Origin of the sequence: Mesorhizobium sp. M0296 (assembly GCF_040321675.1) — a bacterium.
Classification (GTDB): domain Bacteria; phylum Pseudomonadota; class Alphaproteobacteria; order Rhizobiales; family Rhizobiaceae; genus Mesorhizobium.
The window spans coordinates 15,245-36,439 of the sequence record NZ_JAMYRZ010000044.1 but is presented as its reverse complement, the minus strand read 5'-3'; the positions used below and the strand labels follow the sequence as shown (position 1 = coordinate 36,439).

The following is a 21,195-nucleotide window of genomic DNA, read 5'->3' as shown; positions in this document are numbered from 1 at the left end:
CATGGACTTGCCTGCCTCTGCCGTTCCTCGCGATGCCCCTGCCCTGCCGGCCTTGCCGCACGAGCCGTATCCCGGAATAGTCCTGCGCGCCGCGCTGTGGCTGTCATTTCTGGCGCCGTTCTTCTACGCCACCTACGGCTTCGCCAACTGGCTGGCGTCGCGGCGCGACGACGTCGGCAGCATCGTCTTTGGCTGGGAGCATGGCATCCCGTTCCTTGCCTGGACGATCGTGCCCTACTGGTCGATCAACCTGTTCTACGGCTTGTCGCTGCTGTTGAACAATTCGAAGAGCGGCGTCGACCGCCTCGCCGGCCGCTATCTGACGGCACAGATCGTCGCCGTCGCCTGCTTCATCCTGTTCCCGCTGACTGCCACGTTCGTGCGCCCGCAGACGAGCGGTCTGCCCGGCTTCATGTTCGCCGTACTCGGCGGCTTCGACAAACCCTTCAACCAGGCGCCGTCGCTGCACATCGCGCTGCTGGTCATCATCTGGGACCATTGGCGTCACAGATTGACCGGCATCGCCGGCGTCGCCTGGCATGTCTGGTGTTTCCTGATCGGCGCCTCGGTGCTGACGACGTGGCAGCACCATTTCATCGACATTCCGACCGGCGCGCTGCTCGGCCTTTTCGCGCTGTGGCTGTTTCCGCGCGACGGCGCCTTGCCGTTCGCCGGCTTCCGCCTGACCGCGGACCCGAAAGCGCGGCTTCTGGCGCTGTTCTATGCGCTTGGCGCAGCCTTTGCGCTGGCCGGCGCTGCTGCCGGCGCATTGGTCTCGGCGCTGTGGCTCATCCTGTTGTGGCCGGCACTGGCGCTGGCCATAGTCGCTTTCGCCTATGCCGGCGCCGGCGCCAAGGTGTTCCAGAAAACAGCCGATGGCCGCGTGTCGCTGGCCAGCCGTCTTCTGCTGTGGCCCTACCGGGTTGCCGCCAAGGTCAATGTGTGGGCATGGACGCGAAAGCTTCCGGCGCAGATCGTCATTGCCGACGGTGTTTGCCTTGGCCGTTTTCCGACCGCCGCCGAGGCCGACGCCTTCGGCACGGTGATCGACCTTGCCGGCGAATTGGAAAGGCCGCGTCGCGCCTCGATCCACTGGTTGAGCCTGCCCATGGTCGACCTTTTGCCGCCGTCTCGCGAGGCGCGTGCGCAAGCGGTGGCGGCGATCGAGACGGCGCAGAGCCAGGGCACGGTGCTGGTCTGCTGTGCGCTCGGCTTCCAACGCAGCGCCGCCGTCGTCGCCGAATGGCTGGTCGCCAGCGGCCGGGCCGCCACGCCGGATCAGGCGCGAGGCCAGCTCGCCGCCGCGGGCCGGCCTGTGCATCTTGGCATGGACGCGGCGACATGACCGCCTTTCGAGACAAGGCCGAGACGTTCGCCGCCGGGCTGATTGTGCAGGTGGCATGGCCGCTGCTGTTGATTGCTGCTGCCTCGCTGGCGGCGCCAGTCATCGGCCTGGCGGCTGCGCCGCAAACATCGTCGCTGTCCGCGGCGGCCTGGCTGATCGCCGCCGCGGGTGCCATAGCCACAATTATTCTCTCGGCCCTGCTTTTGTTCGACGCGCTGCTGTTCCGGCTGATGGCCAGCCACGCCAGCGAAGCAGGCGGCGGTGCGGCGATCGACGACGTGCTGGCGCGCATGCGGCTGAAACCCACGGCGGCCGGCGGCCGCTCGCTCGACCAGCGGATGGCCGGCACGCGCCGTCTGCTCGCCAAGCAGCGTATCGCATTTGGCCTGTTCGCGGCGGCCTCGGTCGTCGCGGCATTCTTTTGAGCCCGTCCATGACAAAGCTTCGCGTCAGCACCTATACCCTGCTGCAGACGGTGACCTCGGTCGGCCTGTCGGCACTGGCCTGGGTGGTCACCGGAGTGCGGCCGATCTGGAACGGCAGCCAGCCATCGGACCGGCAGCGTATCTACTTCGCCAACCATGCCAGCCACGGCGATTTCATCCTGCTGTCGGCCTGCCTCAGCGAGAAGGAGCGCGCCCGTACCCATGCGGTGGCGGCCGCCGATTATTGGAGCAAGACGCGGCTGCGCCGTTTCATTGCCGAGGACATGCTGTCTTCCGTGCTGATCCACCGGCAGTGGACGGATGAAACGCAGCACCCGATCTCGATCATGCTGTCGGTGCTCGACCAGGGCCATTCGCTGATCCTGTTTCCCGAAGGCACGCGCAACATGACCGACGAACCGCTGCTGCCGTTCCGCTCCGGCCTCTACAATCTGTCGATGGCGCGGCCCGATGTCGAACTCATCCCGTGCTGGATCGAGAACATGTCGCGGGTGCTGCCCAAGGGGCAATTCGTGCCGGTGCCGCTGCTTTGCCGTGTCGTCTTCGGCGCGCCGATCGCCATTCAACCGGGTGAGGAACGCCGCGCCTTTCTCGACCGCGCCCGCGAAACGCTGCTGGCGCTGAACCCCCGGCCGCAGCGAGACGATTGAGGACCAAGGCAAAATGCTGCCGATGATGCACGAAACCCTCATTCTGATTGTCGGCCTGCTGGCGGTGCTGATCAGCGCCAGCGTCGTCGCCGGCGTCTTGTCATGGCGCGCGCCAAAGCCGTTGTCGCCGACGCTGGTCAACCTCACCCAGCGCATCAATGCCTGGTGGGTGATGGTGGTGGCGATCACCGTCGCCTTTTTCTTCGGCCGCCCCGGCATGACCATCCTGTTCGCGCTGATTTCGTTCGCCGCGTTGCGCGAATTCGTGACGCTGACGCACAGCCGCCGCAGCGACCACTGGGTGCTGCTCGGCATGTTCGGCATCGTCATCCCGTTCCAGTACTGGTTGGTGTGGACCGCCTGGTACGGCCTGTTCACCATCTTCATCCCGGTCTACTGCTTCCTGCTGATGCCGGCGATCACCGCGCTGCACGGCGACACCGAACGCTTTCTCGAGCGCGTCTCGGCGCAGCAATGGGCGGTGATGATTTCGGTCTACTGCGTCAGCCACGTGCCGGCGCTGCTGACGCTCGAGGTGCCAGGCTTCGAAGGCCGCAACCTGTTGCTGATCGCTTTCCTGATCATCACCGTGCAAGGCAGCGACGTGCTGCAATATATTTTCGGCAAGCTGTTCGGCCGGCATCTCCTGGCGCCGATGGTCTCGCCGTCGAAGACCTGGGAGGGGCTGGTCGGCGGGCTGGCGGCATCGAGCCTGCTCGGCGCGCTGCTGTCGTTCCTGACGCCGTTCTCGCCGCTGCAGGCAGCCGGCGTCGCCTTCATCGCCTGCCTGATGGGCTTCCTCGGCGGGCTGGTCGCCTCCGCCATCAAGCGCGATCAAGGCGTCAAGGACTGGGGCCATCTGATCGAAGGCCATGGCGGCATGATGGACCGTGCCGACAGCCTGGTCTTCGCCGCCCCGGTCTTCTTCCATACGGTGCGCTATTTCTGGACCGTATGAAGGTTGGCGCCGTTTGCCGCGGCGGACGGTTCAGCGCGACCTTGCGAAGATAACCTGATCCGTTTCGTTATTACCACTTTCGCGAAAGCGGTAATAACCCGACCTGCCGCAGTCTTCGCCGCGCTCATTTTGCCGCGGCGAGCGGCTCTTTCTTGCGCGCCGGCGTCAGGCGGCGCATGCGGCGTTTGGCGGTGGTCTTCAGCGCCACCGGCGGAGCGCTGGACAACGCACCGAGCACCGCGCCTACCATGCCATGTGCGACGAAATCGGCGTTGATCTCGTTGGCCAATCTGGCATCTGCCTCCTGGTTGTCGCTGTCGGCTTCCGACCACAACACAATGCCCACTCGCAACCTTGGTTTGGCGCGTTTCAGCCGACGGACCAGGAACCGCCCGTGCTTGACGGAATCCCGGTTCAAAAATCCGACGACGACACTATCGACGGCGTCGAGCTCAAGGCGGCGAATGCTCCCCGGTTCCATCTCGGCGAAGCTCGCTCTCAACACCGTAGCGCCCTGGACTTCGAGCACCTGCGCCAGCATGGCGGCCGCCGCGTCGTCGAGTTCGCCGCGCCCTCCGGCGCACAGCACCGACATGCCCGTGCCATCCGGCAGTTCGGTGTACTCCTCGCCCTGAACCTCCCCCTGAACGTGCTTGTCCTCGCGTGAGCCGTTGTCCTCGGCCGCGGCCGTGTCGTCCGCTTCCGCCTCCTCCTGCGCGCTGTCGTCGAGGTTCGCCACCATCGTCAGCGCGCTGCCCGCGACCTGCTGTCTTTGTTCATCGCTCAGCACACCACGCACCCGGTCCTGCTCGCCGAGCAGAAGTGCGGGAATCGCGACCTTGTCGTAGAACTCGACCAGATATTCTTCGTCCAGCATCTCCTCGGCATGGTCCGTCGCTTCCTCGGGATCGCCGGCCAACAGCCGCTGGTAAAGCCGGGCGTGCGGTTCGAGCACGGGTTCGTTGCCGAACAGAACGTCGAGGAATTCGAACTGCGGCACATGCCGGCCGAGCACGACGAGGCAGACCGTGAGCGGCGTCGACAAAACCAGGCCCAATGGCCCCCAGAGCCAGGTCCAGAAGATCGCCGCAACGATGATGGCCAATGGCGACAGCCCGGTGCGCGAGCCGTAGAGCCAGGGTTCGATCACGTTGCCGGTGATCAGTTCGACCACGACGAAAAGCCCTGCGGTCCATAGCACGAGCGACCAGCCGGGCGCTACGGCAAGCGCCAGGAACAGAGGCAACAACGTCGCAATGACCGGGCCGATATAGGGAACGAAGCGCAGCGCCAGCGCCAGCAAGCCCCACAGCAATGGATTGGGTATGCCCAGCAGCCAAAGTCCGATGGCAATCGGGACGGCATAGACGATGTTCACGACCAGTTGCATGAGCAGATAGCGGCCGACGCGCTTGCCGGCATCCTGCAGCGCCTCGGTGGTTCGGTGCAGATCGCCGTAGCCGACGAGGCGTATGAAACGATCGCGCAGGTCCTCCCGCTCGAGCAGCATGAATATGACGACCACGACGATCAGTCCGGCCGATGCCAGCGGGCTCAGCAGCGGGCCGATCAGATTCTGGAGAACCTCGAGCGGTCGTTCGCGCGCGACGATTTCGACCGGGATCGGTTCCCGCGGAGGCTGATCGGCGGCGGGTTGTGCGGGCTCGGGTCTGTCGAGCTCCTGGCCGACGCGTTCGATCACCCGGCTCAATCTGGAAACGATGCCGCCGCCGACGCCGGTTTCCTTGAGCGACCGGACCTTGGTCAGGATATTCGCCTGGTAAAGCGGAATGTTCTGCGCCAGTTCACTGACCTGTGTGGCGACGATGAAGGAGAACAGAGCCAGCACCGTGAATGCGCCGAGCACACTGGCGATCACGGCAGGAAGACGCGGAATGCCGGCTCGCTTGAGTGCCGACACCATGGGCACGAGCGCAAAGGTAAGCAGCAGCGCGATTGCGATCGGCAGAAAGACCTCGCGCCCGAAATAGAGCGCCGCGACGGCCGTCACGACCGACGCTACGCTGGGCAACGATGTGCGTGGAAGCGCCCTGGCCGTGGAAACAATGCCCGCCCGCCGGGGCTCCGACAGGTGCGCGTCGTTTCGACGATTTGCCGCCACTTGATACCTCCGCCCCGCCGTCGCCATGATCGGGCATATTGAGCCGGCGTGCAACTTCGCAGCGTCTCACCCAGCTGGACGCCGATTGCCCTGGTCGGCAGCGCCGCAAATTCAGTCATGGTAGAATTTTTTGCATTAATGACGTCACGGGCAATCCTGTTCCATGTCTGCGCCAGAACGTGGAACTTTTGGATCAAAACACCGTTCCTTCGTAGATCGCTGATGGACAACCTCAAAGCAGCAGCTCAGGAGGAATGATCATGAACATCAAGACGCTTTGCATGGGCGCGATGGCGCTTTCGATGATGACCGGCGCAGCGCTTGCCGCCGGTGCCACTGGCACTTCGGCGCTCGACGATCCGCAGAAAATGAACCCCTTCTTCACCGACGCCGGCATGAAGACCATGAAGTCGGAAGCCGAATTCAAGGCGGCATGGATGGCCATGTCCACGAGCGACCGGGCCATGATGTTGAAGGAATGCAGCGACGCAGGCATTGCCACGATGCATGCCGACTTCTGCAAGATGGCCAACCAGCTCGGTGGCGCCAACAAGTGATCGTTGCCAATTGAAATAACGCACCAAGCGAAAGGGCGGGCAGGTCTGTCACTGTGCGACCTTCCTGTCCGCACGGTCGGGCGCTCATCTATTTGAACTCGTGCCGGAATATCCGCGTAAAAGGCCACGACTTCGATTGCCGTGGCGCCATTGGCATGGCTTGGCCGGAGCGCATGTCGCGAAGCGGCAATGCCGCTACCGCCCAGGGGGTCCCAGTCTGCTCACAATCCGGGTTTTCCGGTCGGCCGTCCGCCTGGCATTAGCGGCCGGCACGCTTGATTACCGGCACGCTGCCCCCGGCACGCTTGACCTCGCCGCCAACCGTGGGATAGGCCGGGTAATGAGCCAACCACCTCCGCATCGGAGTCCCACGAAAGACCTGCCATGACCGACGCGATCATAAGAGACGGCAATGGCACGGCGCTGCACGAGGGCGACTCCGTGACCCTGATCAAGGATCTCAAGGTCAAAGGCACGTCGGAGACGATCAAGCGCGGCACGCTGGTGAAGAATATTCGCCTCACTGGCAATCCCGGCGAGATCGAATGCAGCACCAGGCAGGTGAAGGGCCTAGTGCTGAAGACCGAGTTTTTGAAAAAGGCGTGATCGCCTCGGCACCCTTCGCTTCGCTTCCATATCAGTCGCTCTCGAATCGCTCATGTGAATCGCCCACGCGAAGAACTGGAGGAGCCGCGCCCTCCCCCTATGTTGCACTGCGTTAGATTTGTTGCATTGCAATATCGTCGCATCGGGTCGAGCCTCTGCGAGGTGGGCATTCCTTGCATGAGGTGATTGTGTCGGCATCATTTCGGCCTGACATCGAAGGGCTGCGCGCGCTGGCGGTGGCGGGTGTCATCGCCTTCCATTTTGGTCTGTCCGGCCTGCCCGGCGGCTTTGCCGGCGTCGACATCTTCTTCGTCATCTCCGGCTATCTGATTACAAAACACCTGATTACGGAAATCACCGAGACCGGGCGGCTGAACCTCTGGCGGTTCTACGCCCGGCGCGCCCGGCGCCTGTTGCCGGCGGCACTGTTCGTCATCCTCGCCACGCTGTTTGCTGGTTATTTCATCCTGTCGCCGGAGGAACAGGCGCTTTATTCGAAAGGCGCCATGTTCGCCTCCGCCTACATGATCAACCTTTGGCTGATCCGCTGGTCGTTCGACTATTTCGCCGCCGACGCCACCAACAACCCGTTCATCCACTTCTGGTCGCTCTCGGTCGAGGAACAGTTCTATTTGGCATGGCCGGCGCTGCTTCTTGCCGCCGCTTGGCTGCTGCGTCCCGGCAAGCGCGCCGCTATAATCGTCATCGGCGTCGCCGGCGCGGCCTCCTTCGCCGCCTGCGCCTGGCTGACGGAAGTGTCGCAGCCCTGGGCCTTCTATTTCTCGCCGCTCAGGGCCTGGGAATTCGCCGCCGGCGGCCTCGCGACCATGGCGCCGGCAAAGATCTGGCGCGACCGGCCGCTGCTGGCCACGCTCCAGGCATGCCTCGGTCTGGCGCTGATCGCCTGGGCCTATCTGATGCTGGACGAAGACTCGCCGTTTCCCGGGGTGAATGCGCTGGCGCCTGTTGCCGGCACCGTGCTGCTGCTGCTCAGCGGCAGCGGCGGCCGCAATCTGCCGAGCGCCGTGCTGGCGCTGCCGCCCATGCAATGGTTGGGCCGGCTGTCCTATTCGCTCTATCTCTGGCACTGGCCGGTCATCGTCTATGCGGCGATGGTGGTTCCCAGCCTGTCCATCCTGGACCGCCTTGCCTGCGCGGCGCTGACGCTGCTTCTGTCGATGTCCACCTATCATTTCATCGAGAACCCGATCCGCCGCAACGGCTGGCTGATGGCCGGAGCAGCGCGGGCGCTGGTGCCCGCCGTCGCGCTGACCGGCGCCGGCGTGGTCGCGGCCTATGGCAATGCGCGCTTTGCCGAGCACAATCTCGGCCCCGAACAGCACGTCATCGCCGACAGCGCCGCGCAGCTCTCCACCGTGCGCGCGAGCAATGGCGGCTGCGTGCTCGATTTCGAGACCGTCAAGCCAAAACCCTGCATGTTCGGCCGCAAGGATGCCCAGCGCTCGGTCGTGCTGTTCGGCGACTCGCATGCCGACCATTGGTCGACGCCGCTGATCAAGGCGGCCGAGAAGAACGACTTTCGCGTCGTCACCTTTCTCAAATCCTCCTGCCGGGCTTCGCGGGTGACGACCTGGAACTGGCGGCTGAAGCGCGACTACACCGAATGCGATCAATGGCGCGAGCAGTCGGTCAAGGACATCATCGCGCTCCATCCGCAACTGGTGGTGATCTCGGAATTCTCGATCGGCAATGTGATGAAAGAATCGCCCGAGGAGTTGAAGCACGCCGATTGGCAAGCGCAGTGGAGGACGGGCCTCACCTGGACGCTTCAAGCCTTCAGCGAGGCCGGCATCAAGGTCGCGGTCATCAGGGACGTTCCCTACAATGCAAGCTACGCCGACAAATGCGTGGCGCGGGCGCTATGGCGGGGCCCGGCGCCCGCGACATGCGACACGCCGAGGATCATGGCGGCAAACGACGACATCGCCACCATCGAGCGCGATATCGTGCGCTCGACACCGAACGCTGCTTACATCGACATGACCGACCGCTTTTGCGACCAGACCACCTGCCATGTCTTCATCGACGGCAAACTAGCCTTCCGCGACCGCCACCACTTGGCGACGCCCTTCGCCGAAACGCTGGAACCGGCAGTGGAGCGGGCGCTGTTTTCGGATGTGATGGCGGCGGCCGTAAAGTAACGGTTCCGGATCTTGTCGGATCACGACCCAGCCCTCGGCAAGCAACCATGCGGGGGTCAGCTAAGGATAAGACCCGCCAGGAAAACCGTAAGGATAAGCGACAGCGGAACTGCAAGAAGGCAGCACAGCTCGAAAGTATCGGCTCGCCAAGAAGTCATTGGGCGCTTTTCCATGTTGGCCTCCTCCCTCAACGGCCAGACCGAGACGGCAGTTCCGCTTAGATAGTGCTCATCCCCACCACTCATCATGCAATTGGCGCAACTCGTTCCGCTTCCTGGTCATCCATCGTGCACGCGCCAGATGTGTCGCCCACGCCCGGAAAGCCCTCTCCGGCTCCTGCTCCGGATCAATGTGCAGAACGATGCGGGCGACCTCACGCCAATCGGTCCCTTCAGCCGACGCGTCGAGCAGCCGGATATAAGTAAGCATGCGATCTTCGTCATAACCGGTCGGCACTGAAGACGTCGGCGCTGCGTTCGCGATATGAGAGTTTGGCTGCTTTGGCATTGCGACCTACCAGCAATGGCGCACCGTAGCAGCCTATGAAGAAGCCCGCGCCCTTTGATCGGAGGATGCGGATCGCGATTCGCCCCGACAGTTGACAAATGCGGACCTCGGGCGGGGGTTCCCCGCCCAGCTGGGCTCACGCCTCACCACGTCGTGATCGGGTCGAGGCAATCTATCTATTTTAGTGGAACCTAATTTAGTCGACGCAATTATGCGTGCGTGAGCAAGCGTGAAATCCAGACCGTCACTGAAAGCCGGCTATCGCGGGATCAGTTGGCCGATGATCCAGTGATTGCAGTCGATTTGACGGAACGGATATTACAGGCGGCCGACAACGACAGGATTGTCTGCCTCGTCGTGGCAACGGAGCAGCTGGAAACCGACCGCATCGAGAAAGCGGAGCCTAAGGAGACCAGGATTGCCGCAAGCTTCGTCCGGGATTTTGAGGTAATGCTGCTTGTTCTTTATGCGGCCTACGCCCTCGCTGTGCTGGGTGCGACCGCGTTCGTTTTGCTGGAATTGGGCCATGTTCTGTAGGCAGACGTCGGCAAAAGACGGGACTGACGCGCGATTGCCGCTGTTTGATGAGAGGAGCGGCCACGCTGCGTCGACGATCCGACCCCGGCGCAGCCAGCGGCGTTTTCGCGCCAGCAGGCGCTAAACTTCGGGCTCGTCCGTTCGTTACATCTTGCCAATCTATGGAACGAGGCTGCCCCTCGGGGGTTTTTCTATTAGAGGGACGTTAAAGAAGGAGGTAGCTATGAAGAAGCTCCTGCTTGCCTCGGTGATCGCCATCGCATCGGCGGCTTCCGTGATCGGCCCGGCGAATGCCGGCGGCAGCGTCACGATCGGCATCGGCAACGGCTATGACGACGACTATTATTATCGCCACCATCGGTATTCCGATTACGACGATGAGTACGTCCCCCGTTACCGCTATGATGTCTACGACGAGGACTACAGGCCGCGCTACCGGTACCACCACCGGCGCTGCCACACCGAAGTCATCAGGCACTGGCGTCATCACCACCGGATCATCGAAAGAATCCGTGTCTGCCGTCGTTGACGGATCGATCCGGCCGGTAGTGCCGGCCGGATCGGCGGGGCTCCTCATCTCGGCTTGCGCATCAGCATCATGCCGTAATGCACGGCCAATATGTCGAGCCCGATCTTGAGTAATTTCACCACCACGTCGCGCGGCTCGCCGGCCTGTTCGGCCAGGCTCTTGACCGTTGCGTCGGCACAGCAGACCTTTTGCACGATGCCGGCGATCTCCCAATGGACAAGCGCCCTGGTGGCCTCGGCATGGTCGCGGCCGGCGGACAGGATGTGTTCGGCGACGCCGCTGCCGGTACGGCCGCCGTCGACGCGCTCGGCCCAGGCCATCGGCTTGGCGGTTGCCTCGGACGAGTTGCGGAAATCCTGGCGGTAGCGCATGCCCGCCTCGCGCTGCTGGCGCGACAGTGAGGTGAGGCCGCTCAGCGGGTCGACGTTGCGCACCCGCACGATGCCGCCGGTCGCTGTGTGGCCGTCATTGGAGACCTCATAGAGGCGCGCTCCCTCCTGCGTCCCCTTCGCCAGCCGCTTGCGGCCGAACCGGTCGTCCTTCAGTGCGAAATCATGGCCGATCTCCTTGCGGATGCGCACCTGCTCGGCCTCGCCTTTCGGCAATCTCGGTGGCCTGGCTTTGGCCTTTTGGGCGGTTTTGGTGCTCATCGGCTCGGTCCTCCTGGGTTTTGGTCGTCGGGCTCTGGCGAACTTCCAGCCTCATTGCAGCGAGCTCAAATCGCTTCGGCCGGCAGCGTGCGCAGGAAGCGCGCAGCGTGATAGGCGCAGTAGCTTTTCGATGGGTTCGTGCGCATTCCGCAGCACAGCATGTCCAAACCTGGCCGGCTGCCGGGGGCGTCGTTTTCCGCATCCTCCTGCAGCGTCGTATCGAGCGGCGCGCGGCAGCGCTCGAACAGGCAATCGATGAAGCGCATGGCGGCGAAATGCGGCTGGCGACCGCCGGCGGCGATCGGGCGCGGTGCCGGCATTTCGAGCGGCGCGCCATCGGTCCCGGTGATCCGAGCCGGACCGGGCTGCCAGGCCGGCGGCGCCAGCCTGGCCGACAGCCTTGCCGGGCGGCAGCGTGGCTCGGCCTTCGGGGCCGACTGCGCTTGATCAGCAGTGCTTGATGGCTCAGGCGCCGAATTTCCGAGCCGGCCGCCATACCAGCCCTTGGATTTCGCAAGGCCGATGGTGCGCAAACGGGCGGTGCGGTGGACGATGCCGATGATGGCTGCACGCGAGGCCGGGCGGCCGCGCAGCGCGGTCAACCGGGTGGCGATCTTCGCGGCCGACAGTCCGCTCATCAGCCAGTTCTCGATTTGTTCCAGTTCCGAGGCGGAATAGCGGGCGGCCATGATGTTTCATTCCCTGCAAAAATGGTTGTGTGCGGCGCCGGCTTCGCCGGCCTCAGGCTCGAAAGCCGGTCAGCCTTCGCGTGGTCTGCTGCGATCGAGCTTCATCTCGGCCGCCTGCCTTTGTTGCGCCGGACACTGCCTTGCCCGTCCGCTCGTCGAAGGCGATGACCGTGCCGTCTTCGCTGCGGATGCAGGAAACCGCGGCATCCGCATTGCCGGCCGGCAGGTAATTCGTGGCCGGAGCCGTGAGGGGAACGGCTCCGGCCGTTCCGGCCGCTTGCGCTGCCGGATCCGAGGCGCGAGCCTCGGGCATCGTCCCGGCCGGGGAGGAGGACAGCCGCGACGAAGGGGACAGGGTTGGCACATGCATGGCCCCGGCGATCGGTTGCGGTACCACCTCCAGGCGAGCGCTGCCGGCGCGCTGAACGGCGGATTCAAGGACCGAAAGCTGGCGAAGCGACTTGTGCATGCCTACATAAGAGCATAACTCAAATCATAATGCAAGCGATTCTTGCATAGACTAAACCGAATCTTATGCCACAGATGGAGCCATGGCGAAAACTGCACTGTCGATCAAGGTCGGAGCGGCGATCCGCCGGGCGCGCAAGCAGCGCGGCCTGGTGATGCGTCACATTGCCGAGCACAACGACACCGACGTCGCTGCCGTCGGCAATTGGGAGACCGGGCGCAACCTGCCCAAGACCGAGAACCTTTTGAAGACCGCCGCTTTCCTGCGCGTCGACCCGGTGGCACTCGGCAAGGGCGAGGTCGTTTTCCTCGATGATGCCGGACCGGTCGCCGATGCCGAGATCGTCACCGATCCCGGCCCCCTGCCCGCCGGGCCGATGGACATCCAGCTTCTCGGCACCGCCGTCGGCGGCGACGATGGCGACTTCACCTTCAACGGCCAGCCGGCCGGCTATGTCCAGCGGCCGCCGGGGATCCGGCATCTGCGCAACGTGTTTGCGCTGCACGTGCTGAGCGATTCGATGGTGCCGCGCTACGAGCCCGGCGAGATGATCTATTGCGGCGGCCGCGAAGCGTTGCCCGGCGACCATGTGGTGATCGAGACCCTGCCCGAGGAGAACGAGCAAAACGGCAAGGCCTTCATCAAGAAGCTGGTCAAGCGCACCGCCGCCGAGCTGATCGTCGAACAGTACAACCCGCCCAAGACGCTGTCCTTCAACCGCTACGCCATCAAGAACATCTTCCGCGTCATCCCGCTCAAGGAATTGCTGGGGTATTGAGGGCTTGTTGCCTTCTCCCCTTGTTGTGGGAGAAGGTGGATCGGCGCACAGCGCCGAGCCGGACGAGGGGTGCTGGAAGGAACGCGGCGGAGGAAATGTAGAAGCGATTCTTAAGCACTTACGCCATCAAGGTAGCGATCCGTCCAACACCCCTCATCCGACCGAGCTTCGCTCGGCCACCTTCTCCCACAAGGGGAGAAGGGAAGAGCAGCACGCCCGCCCCCTCAAGCCCGCCTCGACTGCAGCTCTCGACCGTTGAGCAGGCGCGCCTCGGCGCGGGTCCGTTGCCGGTCGTCGATGAAGGCGGCCTGGATCGAGACGGCGGCGCCCGGCAGGCCGTCGGCCCGGCAGGCCTTGCAGATCAGGCGCCCCGAAAGTGCGGCCAGCGGTGTCTCCGGCATCACCCCATGCCGCTTGAGCTCGGCCGGTTTCCACCACCTGTTGCGGCCGCAATCGATGCATTCGACGGCAATCGAGACAACATCGGCGATCGTCGCTTCCCTGCCCGCTAATGCCATAGCCATCCCCATCATTGTTCCTGCTTTGTTCACATCATTATCGGTTTTCGGGGCGGAGTCGAGTCGGTTCCGCTTGCACCAACGTGAAAGTTTCACTTGTTCAATTATTTGAGTTATGCTTATATATGGTGCGGACTGGAATCGGCGCGAGCCACAGAACCGCAGCCGGCCGGCAGCAAGGGAACGACGATGGACCCAGCCCAGTTCGCCCATGCCTGCGGCTATAGCGGCGACAGCCCGGCCATGCTTCGCTTTCGCGGCCATCCGCCAGGACGGCATCCGCAAGGCACGCCAGGGTCATCGCCAGCGCAAGGCGGCGATTGACCAGATGAAGCCGAGCCGCGCTCTGTTCCTGGCGGCGATCCGCCCGGCGCAGTCGGCCGAGGAAGCGATCGAGGACGCTGCCCGCTTCGTGTCGATGTTCCGCAACATGCCGCGCTGGCGACAGGAAAGGCGCACCGCCGACTTTGCCCGCGCCAGGCAGCAACGCCTCTTCGCCCGCTTCTTCCGCCGCTACGGCCACCGCCTCTGGGCGCTCGAGGCCACCTGAAGGCGCGCGGGCCTCCCTTGCAAGTCAAAACGGATATTGCGATCGCCGACACCGCGCCGTATGTCTCCGCGCGATGAGCGAGATCGAATTCCGTCGCGCGCAGGCGCCCGACCTGCCTGCGATCGTTGCAATGCTTGCCGACGACGTGCTCGGCGCGAACCGGGAAGACCCGTCCACGCCGCTGGCGCCATCCTACCTCGATGCCTTCAGCGCAATCGATACCGATCCCAACCAGTTGCTGGTCGTGGCCGTCGAGGCCGGGCAAGTGGTCGGAACGCTGCAGCTCAGCTTCCTTCCAGGCATTTCGAGAAAAGGCGCCTGGCGCGGCCAGATCGAAGGCGTTCGCGTCGCCCGGCAATGGCGCTCCCGCGGCGTCGGCAAGCTGATGATCGAATGGGCGATTGAAACCTGCCGTTCGCGCAATTGCAGCTTCGTCCAGCTCACCACGGACAAAGGTCGACGGGAGGCGCACGCCTTTTACGAGCGCCTCGGCTTCACCGCCAGTCATCTCGGCTACAAGATGGCGCTATAGATCAGCATTTCATCGCATTCAGCGCCGACCGCTCATCTTCGCTACCCACTCTGGATGGAGCATTGACAAGCCGGCCTTTCGCCCTGCTCCATCCGCCCATGATTTACGACCGAACCTGGCTTGAGAAAACCTTTCGCGCAAAGCCCCGGCAGAAGTTCCTGTTCTTCTGGGGCCATCAGCCGTCTAAGGACGGCCGCATAACCACGTCGTGCTTCAGCCAGTGGTGGCATGCGCCCTTTACCGTCGATGGCCTGAGCTATCCGACTGCCGAACACTGGATGATGGCCGAGAAGGCACGACTGTTCGGTGATGCTCCGACGGCAACACAAATCCTCAGGGCGGCGAGTCCCAAGCAGGCAAAGCAGCTTGGCCGCCAGGTGAGCGGCTTCGATGGCACCAAATGGGATGCAGACAAATATCGCATCGTGACTGAAGGGAGCTTTCAGAAGTTCCGTCAGAACGCGGCGCTGCGCGAATATCTGTTGTCGACGCATGACCGGGTGCTGGTCGAGGCGAGCCCTGTCGACCGGGTGTGGGGCATCGGCCTAGCGGCGGATGACGAGAGGGCGGTGAACCCGCTGCTGTGGCGCGGCGAGAACCTGTTGGGATTCGCGCTGATGCAGGCCCGCGATCGGCTGCGCGGCTGAACATTGCCGTCCGCTCGTCATCTGCGGCAGCCTCCGCGCTGCTTGACAATCCACCCACAATGTTCTCTTTATGTTCTGATCACAACTCGAGACAATGCGGCGTTCGAACCGCCGCGGGCGAACGGGCCGGATGGAAGCCAACATCCTCCACGCGGATCTGGATGCCTTCTATGCCTCGGTCGAACAATTGCTCGACCCGGCCTTGCGCGGCAAGCCGATTGCCGTCGGCGGCGGGGTAGTACTTGCCGCATCCTATGAAGCCAAGGCGTTCGGCGTGCGCGGCGGCATGCCGGGACGGCGAGCGCGGGAACTCTGCCCGCAACTCATTTTCGTCGACGGCCATTTCAAGGACTATCAGCGGCTGGGCGATGCGGCCATCAAGGTGCTCGGCGATTTCACGCCGGTGGTCGAGCGGATTTCCATTGACGAGGCCTTTGCCGACGTCGCCGGCTGCACCCATCTGTTCGGCTCGCCTGCCGAGATCGCCGGCAAGATCCGCCGCCGCGTGCGGGCCGAGCTCGGGTTGCCGATCTCGGTCGGCGTAGCCCGCACCAAGCATCTGGCCAAGATCGCCTCACAGGTCGCAAAGCCCGACGGGCTGGTGGTGGTCGATCCCCGCCACGAGCTGGAGTTCCTGCACCACCTGCCAGTCGAGCTGATGTGGGGTGTCGGCCCGGTCACCAAGGAGCGGCTGGCCGGCATCGGCGTCAACACCATCGGCGAGCTGGCGAAGACCAATGGTGGGGCGCTGGAGCGCCTGCTCGGGCCGGCGGCCGGAGAAAAACTCAACGCGCTGGCATGGAACCGCGATCCGCGCAAGCTCGAGACGCAGCGCCGGGCACGCTCTGCCGGCGCCCAGTCGGCGCTCGGCCGAAAACCGGCCGACGAGGACGTCTTCGTACCCGCTTTGCTGCATCTGGCCGACAGGGTCGCCACGAGGTTGCGGGCGAAATCCCGGCCCGGCCGTACAGTGACGGTTCGCGTCCGCTTTGCCGATTTGCGCTCGGTGACGCGCTCGATCACGCTCGATCAGCCGATTTCGGCAACCGCCATGCTGGCCGAGATCGCCGAGGCGCTGGTGCGCAAGGTGCTCATCGACCATCCGCACGAAAAGACCATCTCGCTGCTGGCGATCGCCGTATCGCATCTGGAGCAGCATGCCGGCCTGCAACTGGAACTGCCGCTCGGGCTCGACGACGACCGCCGCCGCCCCGGCACCAGCAAGGGCGCGGCGCGCTGGACCGCGGACCGCGCCGTCGACAAGATCCGCGACCGCTTCGGCTGGGAGGCGGTCGGCTACGCCTCGGTCGCGCTCGGGCTACAGCGGTCGGTTCCCGACGCATTTCGGGAGCTGGCCGAGAAGGAATTGTGAGCCTCGATTACACTTTGGTTGCCAAGTCGCCGGAATGACGTTGAAGGCTGCGGACTTGTGAATTTATCTTCGGTCCAGTTGGTCGTGCACCGGTTTGGGTATCAGCCAGACAGGGTAGCACCCGCCCGCAAATGCTTCCGCACCTTCATTTCGAACGACAGGAGATCGGCATGGGACAGAACGCCGGATATTTCGCACTCATCGTTGCCGGACTGGTGACCAATGCAACGACGCTGGCCAAGCCGCTCAACCCAGACCGGGCGATTCCATCCCTGGGCGATATCAACTCGCCGCTGGCCAGCCCGCTATTCAAGCAGGTCAAGGCTGGGCCGCTGGAGATAAAGCTTGAGGAAACCACGCTTGCCGATGTCGAAAAAGCCTTCGGCGGAGCGATGCACGATGAAGGTGACGCCGGAGATTCACGCCACTGGCTTTGCTATGCCGGCCCCGACGCTGGCGGATCGCCGTCGATCTTCTGGTTCGTATCCGGCGAGATGGGTGGCTCCGACCACGGTGTCCTGTCCGTCGCCCTGCAGCCGAACCCGGAAGGCAAGGTGCCGGAAGGATGCGCCGGCGCGCCTGCCAGCCTGACAGCTATTGAACTCGATACGCCCGGCGTCGGAGCGCCGCTGAGCGACGTGGCCGCGAAATTTGGCGCCGCCAAGCCCGATCGTTACGGCCATTTCGGCTTCGCCGCCTCTTATCCTGCTTCGTCTCCCGACCAGAAGGACGCCACGGTCACGCAGACGCTCACCTACACAGCCGGGAACGGCAGGATAACCGGCGTGGCGGTGACGCAAGTCACCACCAACTAGGGTGTCCCCGCTCGGTTGGCGAATGGTTCACGTGTGAATGATCTGCCGCGCCCGAGCCAGGCGGCCTGGGTTGCTGGCCACCTCGTAATGCAGACTGGTTTGATGTGCCGCCCGGGCCCGCCCTCCTCCTGCAAATGCGACATTCGAGGCGGCCCTGGTCGTCAGACCAAAAGCGTTGCGCCGCCCCAAGCGATCAGGGCGGTGCCGGCCGCACGGCCAACCCACGGGCCGGCAGGAAACACCGGTTCGACGAGAACCCGCGAGGGTCCCGAAATGACCCAGAAGCGGGCGTTCGGCAGCGATCAGAGCAGCAACGATTTTGGCAGGACCGGAAATCGGCATGGAATGCTGCAATCATCATCATGTCCCGTCCAAGTTGTGGACAGTTCCTTCTCAAAGGCGCACTCTTAGCATGCGAAACGCGAGCTAGCGTTTCGTGCAACGCTTCACATGCTTGACTTGCGTCGGTGATTATCTGACCTACCCGGATACTTCCGGGTGGGCAGACCTCACATTGTGTCGCCTATCCGTGATCAGGCTACGGCCTAAGGCACGTTGCAGCCCGTTCCGGATCAACTGGGAGGTAAACAACATGCCTGATTTTCAGCGCAGAGAACTTCTTGTTCAAGGAAGCGCGGCTCTTGCCGCAATTGCTGCTCTCTATACCTCGCGCCGGGCTTACGCTTTTCCAACACGGCCGAACGAGGAAGTTATTCCGTGGCTGGATCAGCCGACCGAAAATCCCGATCCGGCGGGTATCCAGAAGCAGCTTGTCTGGGAGGATTTGGATAGCTGGATAACGCCAAACGACAAGTTCTTCAGCATCTCGCATTTCAACCGACCAACGATCGACGAGAAGACGTGGTCGATGGAAATCGGAGGCCTGGTCAAGAAGCCCCTGGAGCTAACGCTCGCCGACATCAGGGCGCGACCGCGGCAGGAGGTCGTTTTCACAGTGGAATGCTCGGGCAATCACGGGTTTCCCTTTTTCACCGGCGGCATCGGCAATGCTCGCTGGGCAGGGACGCCGCTCGCCCCGATCCTTGAGGAAGCCGGCGTTCTGGAGAAGGGCATCGAGGTCGTCTTTTTCGGTACCGACACAGGCGAGATCCCGATACGCGACGTCAAGATGCAGCAGAACTTCGCTCGTAGCATGTCGCTCGCCGACGCGATGAACCCCGACAATCTCCTCTGCTATGAAATGAACGGGGCCGCCTTGCCGGCGCCCAATGGCTTCCCGGTACGGCTCATCGCGCCAGGCTGGTACGGGATCGCCAACGTCAAGTGGCTAAAGCGCATCGAGGTTCGCGATACGCGGTTCATGAGCCTTCTGATGGCCCGTGACTATGTCACCATCCGGGAGGAGGACCACAACGGCGAGACCGTATGGGCCGAGACGTCAGTCGGCCGAGCGCTGATAAAGTCCGCACCTGCGAAGGTTACCCGGAAAGATTCAGATTACCGCATCGTTGGGGCAGCCTGGGGGGCGCCGATCGACCGGGTCGAAGTGCAAATCGATCAAGGGCCTTGGACACCAGCGACCATTGACCACAGTGAGGAGGCCGAACACGCTTGGAAAATATGGTCCCTGGCTTGGGCAAATCCCTCTCCTGGAGAACACACGGTGACCTCGCGCGCGGTCAGCACCACAGGACAAATTCAACCGGCGATGGACGATCCCTTGATTGCCAAGAAACACACATACTGGGAGAGCAATGGCCAGGTGACGCGCCGCGTGCGTATCGGCTAGAGGATTTTGCCGCCAAATGGAGTCATTTGGCGTCCGCATAAATGCGGCAAAACAGATAGTTAGAGCGAGTTACCGGTTCTAAGAGAACCGGAACCGCTCTAAGAACTTGCTGCCATGTGGCAATTGCGTTTGGGTCAAACAGGAGGAGGCTGCCTGATCGCCATTTCGCACCATTTCCAGCGCACTCCTCACCCCTCCACGGCCCTGATCTCCGCGTCGACCAGACACCAGGGCGCATAGCGGAAATCGCGGATCTGGATGACCTGATCGTCCCTCCATTCGACCAGCATGAAGCCGCGCACAGCGCCGTCGGCCGCCTGCGGGTCGCGGATGAGGATCGCCGGCCGGCCGTCGACCACGCCGAGCGACAATGTCCAGTCGCTGATACGGTCGTAATTGCCGAAATAGGTCGACACCTCGGCCCTGCCGCGCAGGCGGACGCGGTTGACGACGTCGAGCCGGACGTCCTCGGCGATCAGTGCCCGCACCGCGTCGAAGTCGCGCGCGTTGAACAGGTCGACATAGCGCCGCAGCCGGCGCTCGTCATCGGCGTCGAGCCTCGGCGCGAGCGCCTGTTCGGGCTGCAGCGCCAGCTGCTTGAGCTGCGCCCGCCCGCGATGCAGCGCGGCCTTGGTGGCGGCGAGCGTCGTGCCGGTCACCTCGCAGGTCTCATGCAGGCTGAGGCCGAGCACGTCGACCAGGATCACAGCGCTGCGCTGCGGCACCGAAAGCTGCATGAAGGAGCGCAGGCCGGTCTGGGCGGCGAGCCGGCTGTCGGCGCTGCCGGAGGGATCCTCGATGACGCTCATGTCGGCCTCGGTCATGCGCGACCTTTCCCGATTGCGCCGCCGCAGATGATCCTGCGCGGCATTGTGGGCGATGCGAAACAGCCATTGCTCCGGCCGTTCGACCATCGCACCGCCGTCGATCGCCTGCAGCGCCTTGATCAGCACCTCCTGGACGATGTCCTCGCCATCGATCACCGAGCCGGCCATGCGTGCGCAGTAGCGATGCAGCCTTGGCCGCAACCCGACGAGCATCGCCTCCAAAGTCGCCCTGTTCATTTTCGGCGTAGCGTCCCATTTCTGCGCGAGCGGCACGGCGGGCGCTACCCGGCTTTCTGATCCGCCAGCATACGGTAATTGCCGATGACTTTGACAGGCGATCGCAATGCCGGGGTCGAACGGCGCTCGGCGTGGTTTTCCGTAAACGCCTTGAAGGCCGCAAGCCCGGTCAGCGCCGACGAATCGCCGTCCTGGCCGACGATGTGGACGAACGAGCCGTCGTCCAGCTCGAGCGCGAGATAACGCACCGTCGGCGGTGCCGCCTCGCCCAGCGCTTCGAATACTTTTTCGACCAGCACGCGGTTATCTTCCAGGTCGGCTTGCTTCACACCGTATCGAATGAGCGCGTAGTTCATCGTCGTCTCCTGACTGGTTGGTATGAACGAAGGACGACCGGCTGCGCTGAAAAGATTCTCCTTGCCGAAGAATCTTTTCGGTTGCCCGCATCGTCTTTCCCGCGTGGGCGGCTGCGCGGCAGCCATCAAGCAGGAGAGACGATCATGCATATCCAGTTTGCCGAGCTTCCGGTGTTCGAGCAGGACCGCGCCAAGGCGTTCTACACCAGGCATCTCGCCTGCCAGGTCATGGCCGACCAGAAGATGGGTGATGGCGGCTGGCGCTGGATCGAGCTGGCATTTCCGCATGCCGTGACGAACCTGCATTTTGTCAGGCGCGCCGACGACGCACCCGGCGCGGAGCCGGTATTGGTGCTGGTCGACGAAAATGTCGGGGCAATGATCGCGGCCATGAAAGCGGGCGGCGTCGAGATCATCACCGAAGCGCATGAGGCGCCGTGGCAGCCGGGGCGCACGGTGGCGGAGTTTCGCGACAGCGAAGGCAACCGCATGGTCCTCGCCAGCCGATAAGGCACCGGAGCCCTCTGTCCGGCGGGGCGTCGTACCTAAGTCCTACCTCCGGGCGGACCATCGGCCGTACTTCCTT

General features: G+C 63.6%; 25 protein-coding genes. 17 read left to right on the top strand and 8 right to left on the bottom strand.

The features are described from left to right. The first annotated feature begins 1 nt into the window (after position 1). Genes NKI97_RS29725 through NKI97_RS29710 form a run of 4 tightly spaced genes read left to right on the top strand, consistent with a single transcriptional unit; the run spans position 2 to position 3,399 of the window. Positions 2–1,345: a phosphatase PAP2/dual specificity phosphatase family protein gene (locus NKI97_RS29725; protein ID WP_352837971.1), complete on the top strand. Its 1,344-nt coding sequence runs from the start codon at positions 2–4 to the stop codon at positions 1,343–1,345. Next, positions 1,342–1,770 (top strand): hypothetical protein, encoded by a 429-nt coding sequence (locus tag NKI97_RS29720; protein ID WP_352743757.1) that lies wholly within the window; start codon positions 1,342–1,344, stop codon positions 1,768–1,770. Before NKI97_RS29725 ends, NKI97_RS29720 begins: the two co-directional genes overlap by 4 nt. 8 nt (positions 1,771–1,778) lie before the next feature. Continuing rightward, positions 1,779–2,441 (top strand): lysophospholipid acyltransferase family protein, encoded by a 663-nt coding sequence (locus NKI97_RS29715; protein WP_031211476.1) that lies wholly within the window; start codon positions 1,779–1,781, stop codon positions 2,439–2,441. Positions 2,442–2,463: 22 nt separating this feature from the next. Beyond that, a complete protein-coding gene (locus NKI97_RS29710) occupies positions 2,464–3,399 on the top strand; it encodes a phosphatidate cytidylyltransferase (protein ID WP_352472202.1) in 936 nt (311 codons plus the stop codon). 124 nt (positions 3,400–3,523) lie between these two features. On the opposite strand, the gene NKI97_RS29705 is transcribed toward NKI97_RS29710, so the two are convergent. Then, the gene (locus NKI97_RS29705) at positions 3,524–5,521 is read right to left on the bottom strand and encodes an AI-2E family transporter (protein ID WP_502907134.1); all 1,998 of its coding nucleotides are present in this window, start codon (positions 5,519–5,521) and stop codon (positions 3,524–3,526) included. 260 nt (positions 5,522–5,781) lie between these two features. On the opposite strand from NKI97_RS29705, the gene NKI97_RS29700 reads away from it, so the two are divergent. The 3 genes from NKI97_RS29700 (at position 5,782) to NKI97_RS29690 (ending at position 8,846) form a co-directional block, all read left to right on the top strand. Continuing rightward, entirely contained in the window at positions 5,782–6,078 is a 297-nt protein-coding gene (locus tag NKI97_RS29700; RefSeq protein ID WP_023675661.1) for a hypothetical protein, read from the top strand. Between the two features lie 384 nt (positions 6,079–6,462). Continuing rightward, complete coding sequence (locus tag NKI97_RS29695; protein ID WP_352837967.1) at positions 6,463–6,684, top strand: alkylphosphonate utilization protein; 222 nt, start codon at positions 6,463–6,465, stop codon at positions 6,682–6,684. Positions 6,685–6,872: 188 nt separating this feature from the next. Further along, the gene (locus NKI97_RS29690; RefSeq protein ID WP_352837965.1) at positions 6,873–8,846 is read left to right on the top strand and encodes an acyltransferase family protein; all 1,974 of its coding nucleotides are present in this window, start codon (positions 6,873–6,875) and stop codon (positions 8,844–8,846) included. 228 nt (positions 8,847–9,074) lie between these two features. On the opposite strand, the gene NKI97_RS29685 is transcribed toward NKI97_RS29690, so the two are convergent. Then, on the bottom strand, positions 9,075–9,353 hold the full coding sequence (locus NKI97_RS29685; protein ID WP_352617074.1) for a hypothetical protein: 279 nt from the start codon (positions 9,351–9,353) through the stop codon (positions 9,075–9,077). Between the two features lie 219 nt (positions 9,354–9,572). On the opposite strand from NKI97_RS29685, the gene NKI97_RS29680 reads away from it, so the two are divergent. Together NKI97_RS29680 and NKI97_RS29675 are read left to right on the top strand one after the other, a co-directional pair. Then, complete coding sequence (locus tag NKI97_RS29680) at positions 9,573–9,890, top strand: hypothetical protein (RefSeq protein WP_352837964.1); 318 nt, start codon at positions 9,573–9,575, stop codon at positions 9,888–9,890. Positions 9,891–10,113: 223 nt separating this feature from the next. Then, the gene (locus NKI97_RS29675) at positions 10,114–10,419 is read left to right on the top strand and encodes a hypothetical protein (protein ID WP_352453503.1); all 306 of its coding nucleotides are present in this window, start codon (positions 10,114–10,116) and stop codon (positions 10,417–10,419) included. Between the two features lie 44 nt (positions 10,420–10,463). Here NKI97_RS29675 and NKI97_RS29670 read toward each other — a convergent pair whose 3' ends face one another. The 3 genes from NKI97_RS29670 to NKI97_RS29660 all read right to left on the bottom strand — a co-directional run bounded on the left by NKI97_RS29670 (position 10,464) and on the right by NKI97_RS29660 (position 12,227). Further along, the gene (locus tag NKI97_RS29670) at positions 10,464–11,069 is read right to left on the bottom strand and encodes a DUF6456 domain-containing protein (RefSeq protein ID WP_352453502.1); all 606 of its coding nucleotides are present in this window, start codon (positions 11,067–11,069) and stop codon (positions 10,464–10,466) included. A 65-nt stretch (positions 11,070–11,134) separates the two neighbouring features. Further along, on the bottom strand, positions 11,135–11,758 hold the full coding sequence (locus tag NKI97_RS29665; RefSeq protein WP_352453501.1) for a high mobility group family protein: 624 nt from the start codon (positions 11,756–11,758) through the stop codon (positions 11,135–11,137). Positions 11,759–11,810: 52 nt separating this feature from the next. Next, positions 11,811–12,227 (bottom strand): hypothetical protein, encoded by a 417-nt coding sequence (locus NKI97_RS29660; RefSeq protein ID WP_352837962.1) that lies wholly within the window; start codon positions 12,225–12,227, stop codon positions 11,811–11,813. Positions 12,228–12,309: 82 nt separating this feature from the next. Between NKI97_RS29660 and NKI97_RS29655 the strand changes: the two genes are divergently transcribed. Continuing rightward, a complete protein-coding gene (locus tag NKI97_RS29655; protein ID WP_352453499.1) occupies positions 12,310–13,005 on the top strand; it encodes an XRE family transcriptional regulator in 696 nt (231 codons plus the stop codon). Between the two features lie 224 nt (positions 13,006–13,229). Here the strand turns inward: NKI97_RS29655 and NKI97_RS29650 are convergent, their stop codons facing one another. Beyond that, positions 13,230–13,529: a hypothetical protein gene (locus NKI97_RS29650; RefSeq protein WP_352837960.1), complete on the bottom strand. Its 300-nt coding sequence runs from the start codon at positions 13,527–13,529 to the stop codon at positions 13,230–13,232. A 205-nt stretch (positions 13,530–13,734) separates the two neighbouring features. On the opposite strand from NKI97_RS29650, the gene NKI97_RS29645 reads away from it, so the two are divergent. The 6 genes from NKI97_RS29645 (at position 13,735) to NKI97_RS29620 (ending at position 19,189) form a co-directional block, all read left to right on the top strand. Further along, positions 13,735–14,073, top strand: a complete 339-nt coding sequence (locus tag NKI97_RS29645) for a hypothetical protein (protein WP_352837958.1) — start codon at positions 13,735–13,737, stop codon at positions 14,071–14,073. Between the two features lie 73 nt (positions 14,074–14,146). After that, the gene (locus NKI97_RS29640) at positions 14,147–14,605 is read left to right on the top strand and encodes a GNAT family N-acetyltransferase (protein ID WP_352837956.1); all 459 of its coding nucleotides are present in this window, start codon (positions 14,147–14,149) and stop codon (positions 14,603–14,605) included. A 98-nt stretch (positions 14,606–14,703) separates the two neighbouring features. After that, complete coding sequence (gene ybiA, locus NKI97_RS29635) at positions 14,704–15,252, top strand: riboflavin biosynthesis intermediates N-glycosidase (protein WP_352457324.1); 549 nt, start codon at positions 14,704–14,706, stop codon at positions 15,250–15,252. A 130-nt stretch (positions 15,253–15,382) separates the two neighbouring features. Then, positions 15,383–16,624: a DNA polymerase IV gene (gene dinB, locus NKI97_RS29630; RefSeq protein WP_352837954.1), complete on the top strand. Its 1,242-nt coding sequence runs from the start codon at positions 15,383–15,385 to the stop codon at positions 16,622–16,624. Between the two features lie 170 nt (positions 16,625–16,794). Then, positions 16,795–17,439: a hypothetical protein gene (locus NKI97_RS29625; protein WP_352453494.1), complete on the top strand. Its 645-nt coding sequence runs from the start codon at positions 16,795–16,797 to the stop codon at positions 17,437–17,439. Between the two features lie 592 nt (positions 17,440–18,031). After that, a complete protein-coding gene (locus NKI97_RS29620; RefSeq protein ID WP_352453493.1) occupies positions 18,032–19,189 on the top strand; it encodes a sulfite oxidase in 1,158 nt (385 codons plus the stop codon). A 188-nt stretch (positions 19,190–19,377) separates the two neighbouring features. Here the strand turns inward: NKI97_RS29620 and NKI97_RS29615 are convergent, their stop codons facing one another. Beyond that, positions 19,378–20,253, bottom strand: coding sequence for a sigma-70 family RNA polymerase sigma factor (locus tag NKI97_RS29615; RefSeq protein ID WP_352837952.1), 876 nt, complete (start codon positions 20,251–20,253; stop codon positions 19,378–19,380). A 44-nt stretch (positions 20,254–20,297) separates the two neighbouring features. After that, complete coding sequence (locus tag NKI97_RS29610; protein WP_352837950.1) at positions 20,298–20,609, bottom strand: hypothetical protein; 312 nt, start codon at positions 20,607–20,609, stop codon at positions 20,298–20,300. Between the two features lie 144 nt (positions 20,610–20,753). Here NKI97_RS29610 and NKI97_RS29605 point away from each other — a divergent pair, with 144 nt between their 5' ends. Continuing rightward, complete coding sequence (locus NKI97_RS29605; RefSeq protein ID WP_023680367.1) at positions 20,754–21,119, top strand: VOC family protein; 366 nt, start codon at positions 20,754–20,756, stop codon at positions 21,117–21,119. The last annotated feature ends 76 nt before the right edge of the window (positions 21,120–21,195 follow it).

What these genes read in the sequence shown, in the direction of transcription:
- NKI97_RS29660 (WP_352837962.1), bottom strand. Translation starts at nt 12,227, where the DNA reads ATGCACAAGTCGCTTCGCCAGCTTTCGGTCCTTGAATCCGCCGTTCAG.
- NKI97_RS29620 (WP_352453493.1), top strand. Translation starts at nt 18,032, where the DNA reads ATGCCTGATTTTCAGCGCAGAGAACTTCTTGTTCAAGGAAGCGCGGCT.
- NKI97_RS29695 (WP_352837967.1), top strand. Translation starts at nt 6,463, where the DNA reads ATGACCGACGCGATCATAAGAGACGGCAATGGCACGGCGCTGCACGAG.
- NKI97_RS29655 (WP_352453499.1), top strand. Translation starts at nt 12,310, where the DNA reads ATGGCGAAAACTGCACTGTCGATCAAGGTCGGAGCGGCGATCCGCCGG.
- NKI97_RS29615 (WP_352837952.1), bottom strand. Translation starts at nt 20,253, where the DNA reads ATGAACAGGGCGACTTTGGAGGCGATGCTCGTCGGGTTGCGGCCAAGG.
- NKI97_RS29650 (WP_352837960.1), bottom strand. Translation starts at nt 13,529, where the DNA reads ATGGCTATGGCATTAGCGGGCAGGGAAGCGACGATCGCCGATGTTGTC.
- dinB (WP_352837954.1), top strand. Translation starts at nt 15,383, where the DNA reads ATGGAAGCCAACATCCTCCACGCGGATCTGGATGCCTTCTATGCCTCG.
- NKI97_RS29700 (WP_023675661.1), top strand. Translation starts at nt 5,782, where the DNA reads ATGAACATCAAGACGCTTTGCATGGGCGCGATGGCGCTTTCGATGATG.
- NKI97_RS29645 (WP_352837958.1), top strand. Translation starts at nt 13,735, where the DNA reads ATGCCTGCGGCTATAGCGGCGACAGCCCGGCCATGCTTCGCTTTCGCG.
- NKI97_RS29675 (WP_352453503.1), top strand. Translation starts at nt 10,114, where the DNA reads ATGAAGAAGCTCCTGCTTGCCTCGGTGATCGCCATCGCATCGGCGGCT.
- NKI97_RS29640 (WP_352837956.1), top strand. Translation starts at nt 14,147, where the DNA reads ATGAGCGAGATCGAATTCCGTCGCGCGCAGGCGCCCGACCTGCCTGCG.
- NKI97_RS29665 (WP_352453501.1), bottom strand. Translation starts at nt 11,758, where the DNA reads ATGGCCGCCCGCTATTCCGCCTCGGAACTGGAACAAATCGAGAACTGG.
- NKI97_RS29720 (WP_352743757.1), top strand. Translation starts at nt 1,342, where the DNA reads ATGACCGCCTTTCGAGACAAGGCCGAGACGTTCGCCGCCGGGCTGATT.
- NKI97_RS29605 (WP_023680367.1), top strand. Translation starts at nt 20,754, where the DNA reads ATGCATATCCAGTTTGCCGAGCTTCCGGTGTTCGAGCAGGACCGCGCC.
- NKI97_RS29725 (WP_352837971.1), top strand. Translation starts at nt 2, where the DNA reads ATGGACTTGCCTGCCTCTGCCGTTCCTCGCGATGCCCCTGCCCTGCCG.
- NKI97_RS29710 (WP_352472202.1), top strand. Translation starts at nt 2,464, where the DNA reads ATGATGCACGAAACCCTCATTCTGATTGTCGGCCTGCTGGCGGTGCTG.
- NKI97_RS29625 (WP_352453494.1), top strand. Translation starts at nt 16,795, where the DNA reads ATGGGACAGAACGCCGGATATTTCGCACTCATCGTTGCCGGACTGGTG.
- NKI97_RS29610 (WP_352837950.1), bottom strand. Translation starts at nt 20,609, where the DNA reads ATGAACTACGCGCTCATTCGATACGGTGTGAAGCAAGCCGACCTGGAA.
- ybiA (WP_352457324.1), top strand. Translation starts at nt 14,704, where the DNA reads ATGATTTACGACCGAACCTGGCTTGAGAAAACCTTTCGCGCAAAGCCC.
- NKI97_RS29670 (WP_352453502.1), bottom strand. Translation starts at nt 11,069, where the DNA reads ATGAGCACCAAAACCGCCCAAAAGGCCAAAGCCAGGCCACCGAGATTG.
- NKI97_RS29715 (WP_031211476.1), top strand. Translation starts at nt 1,779, where the DNA reads ATGACAAAGCTTCGCGTCAGCACCTATACCCTGCTGCAGACGGTGACC.
- NKI97_RS29685 (WP_352617074.1), bottom strand. Translation starts at nt 9,353, where the DNA reads ATGCCAAAGCAGCCAAACTCTCATATCGCGAACGCAGCGCCGACGTCT.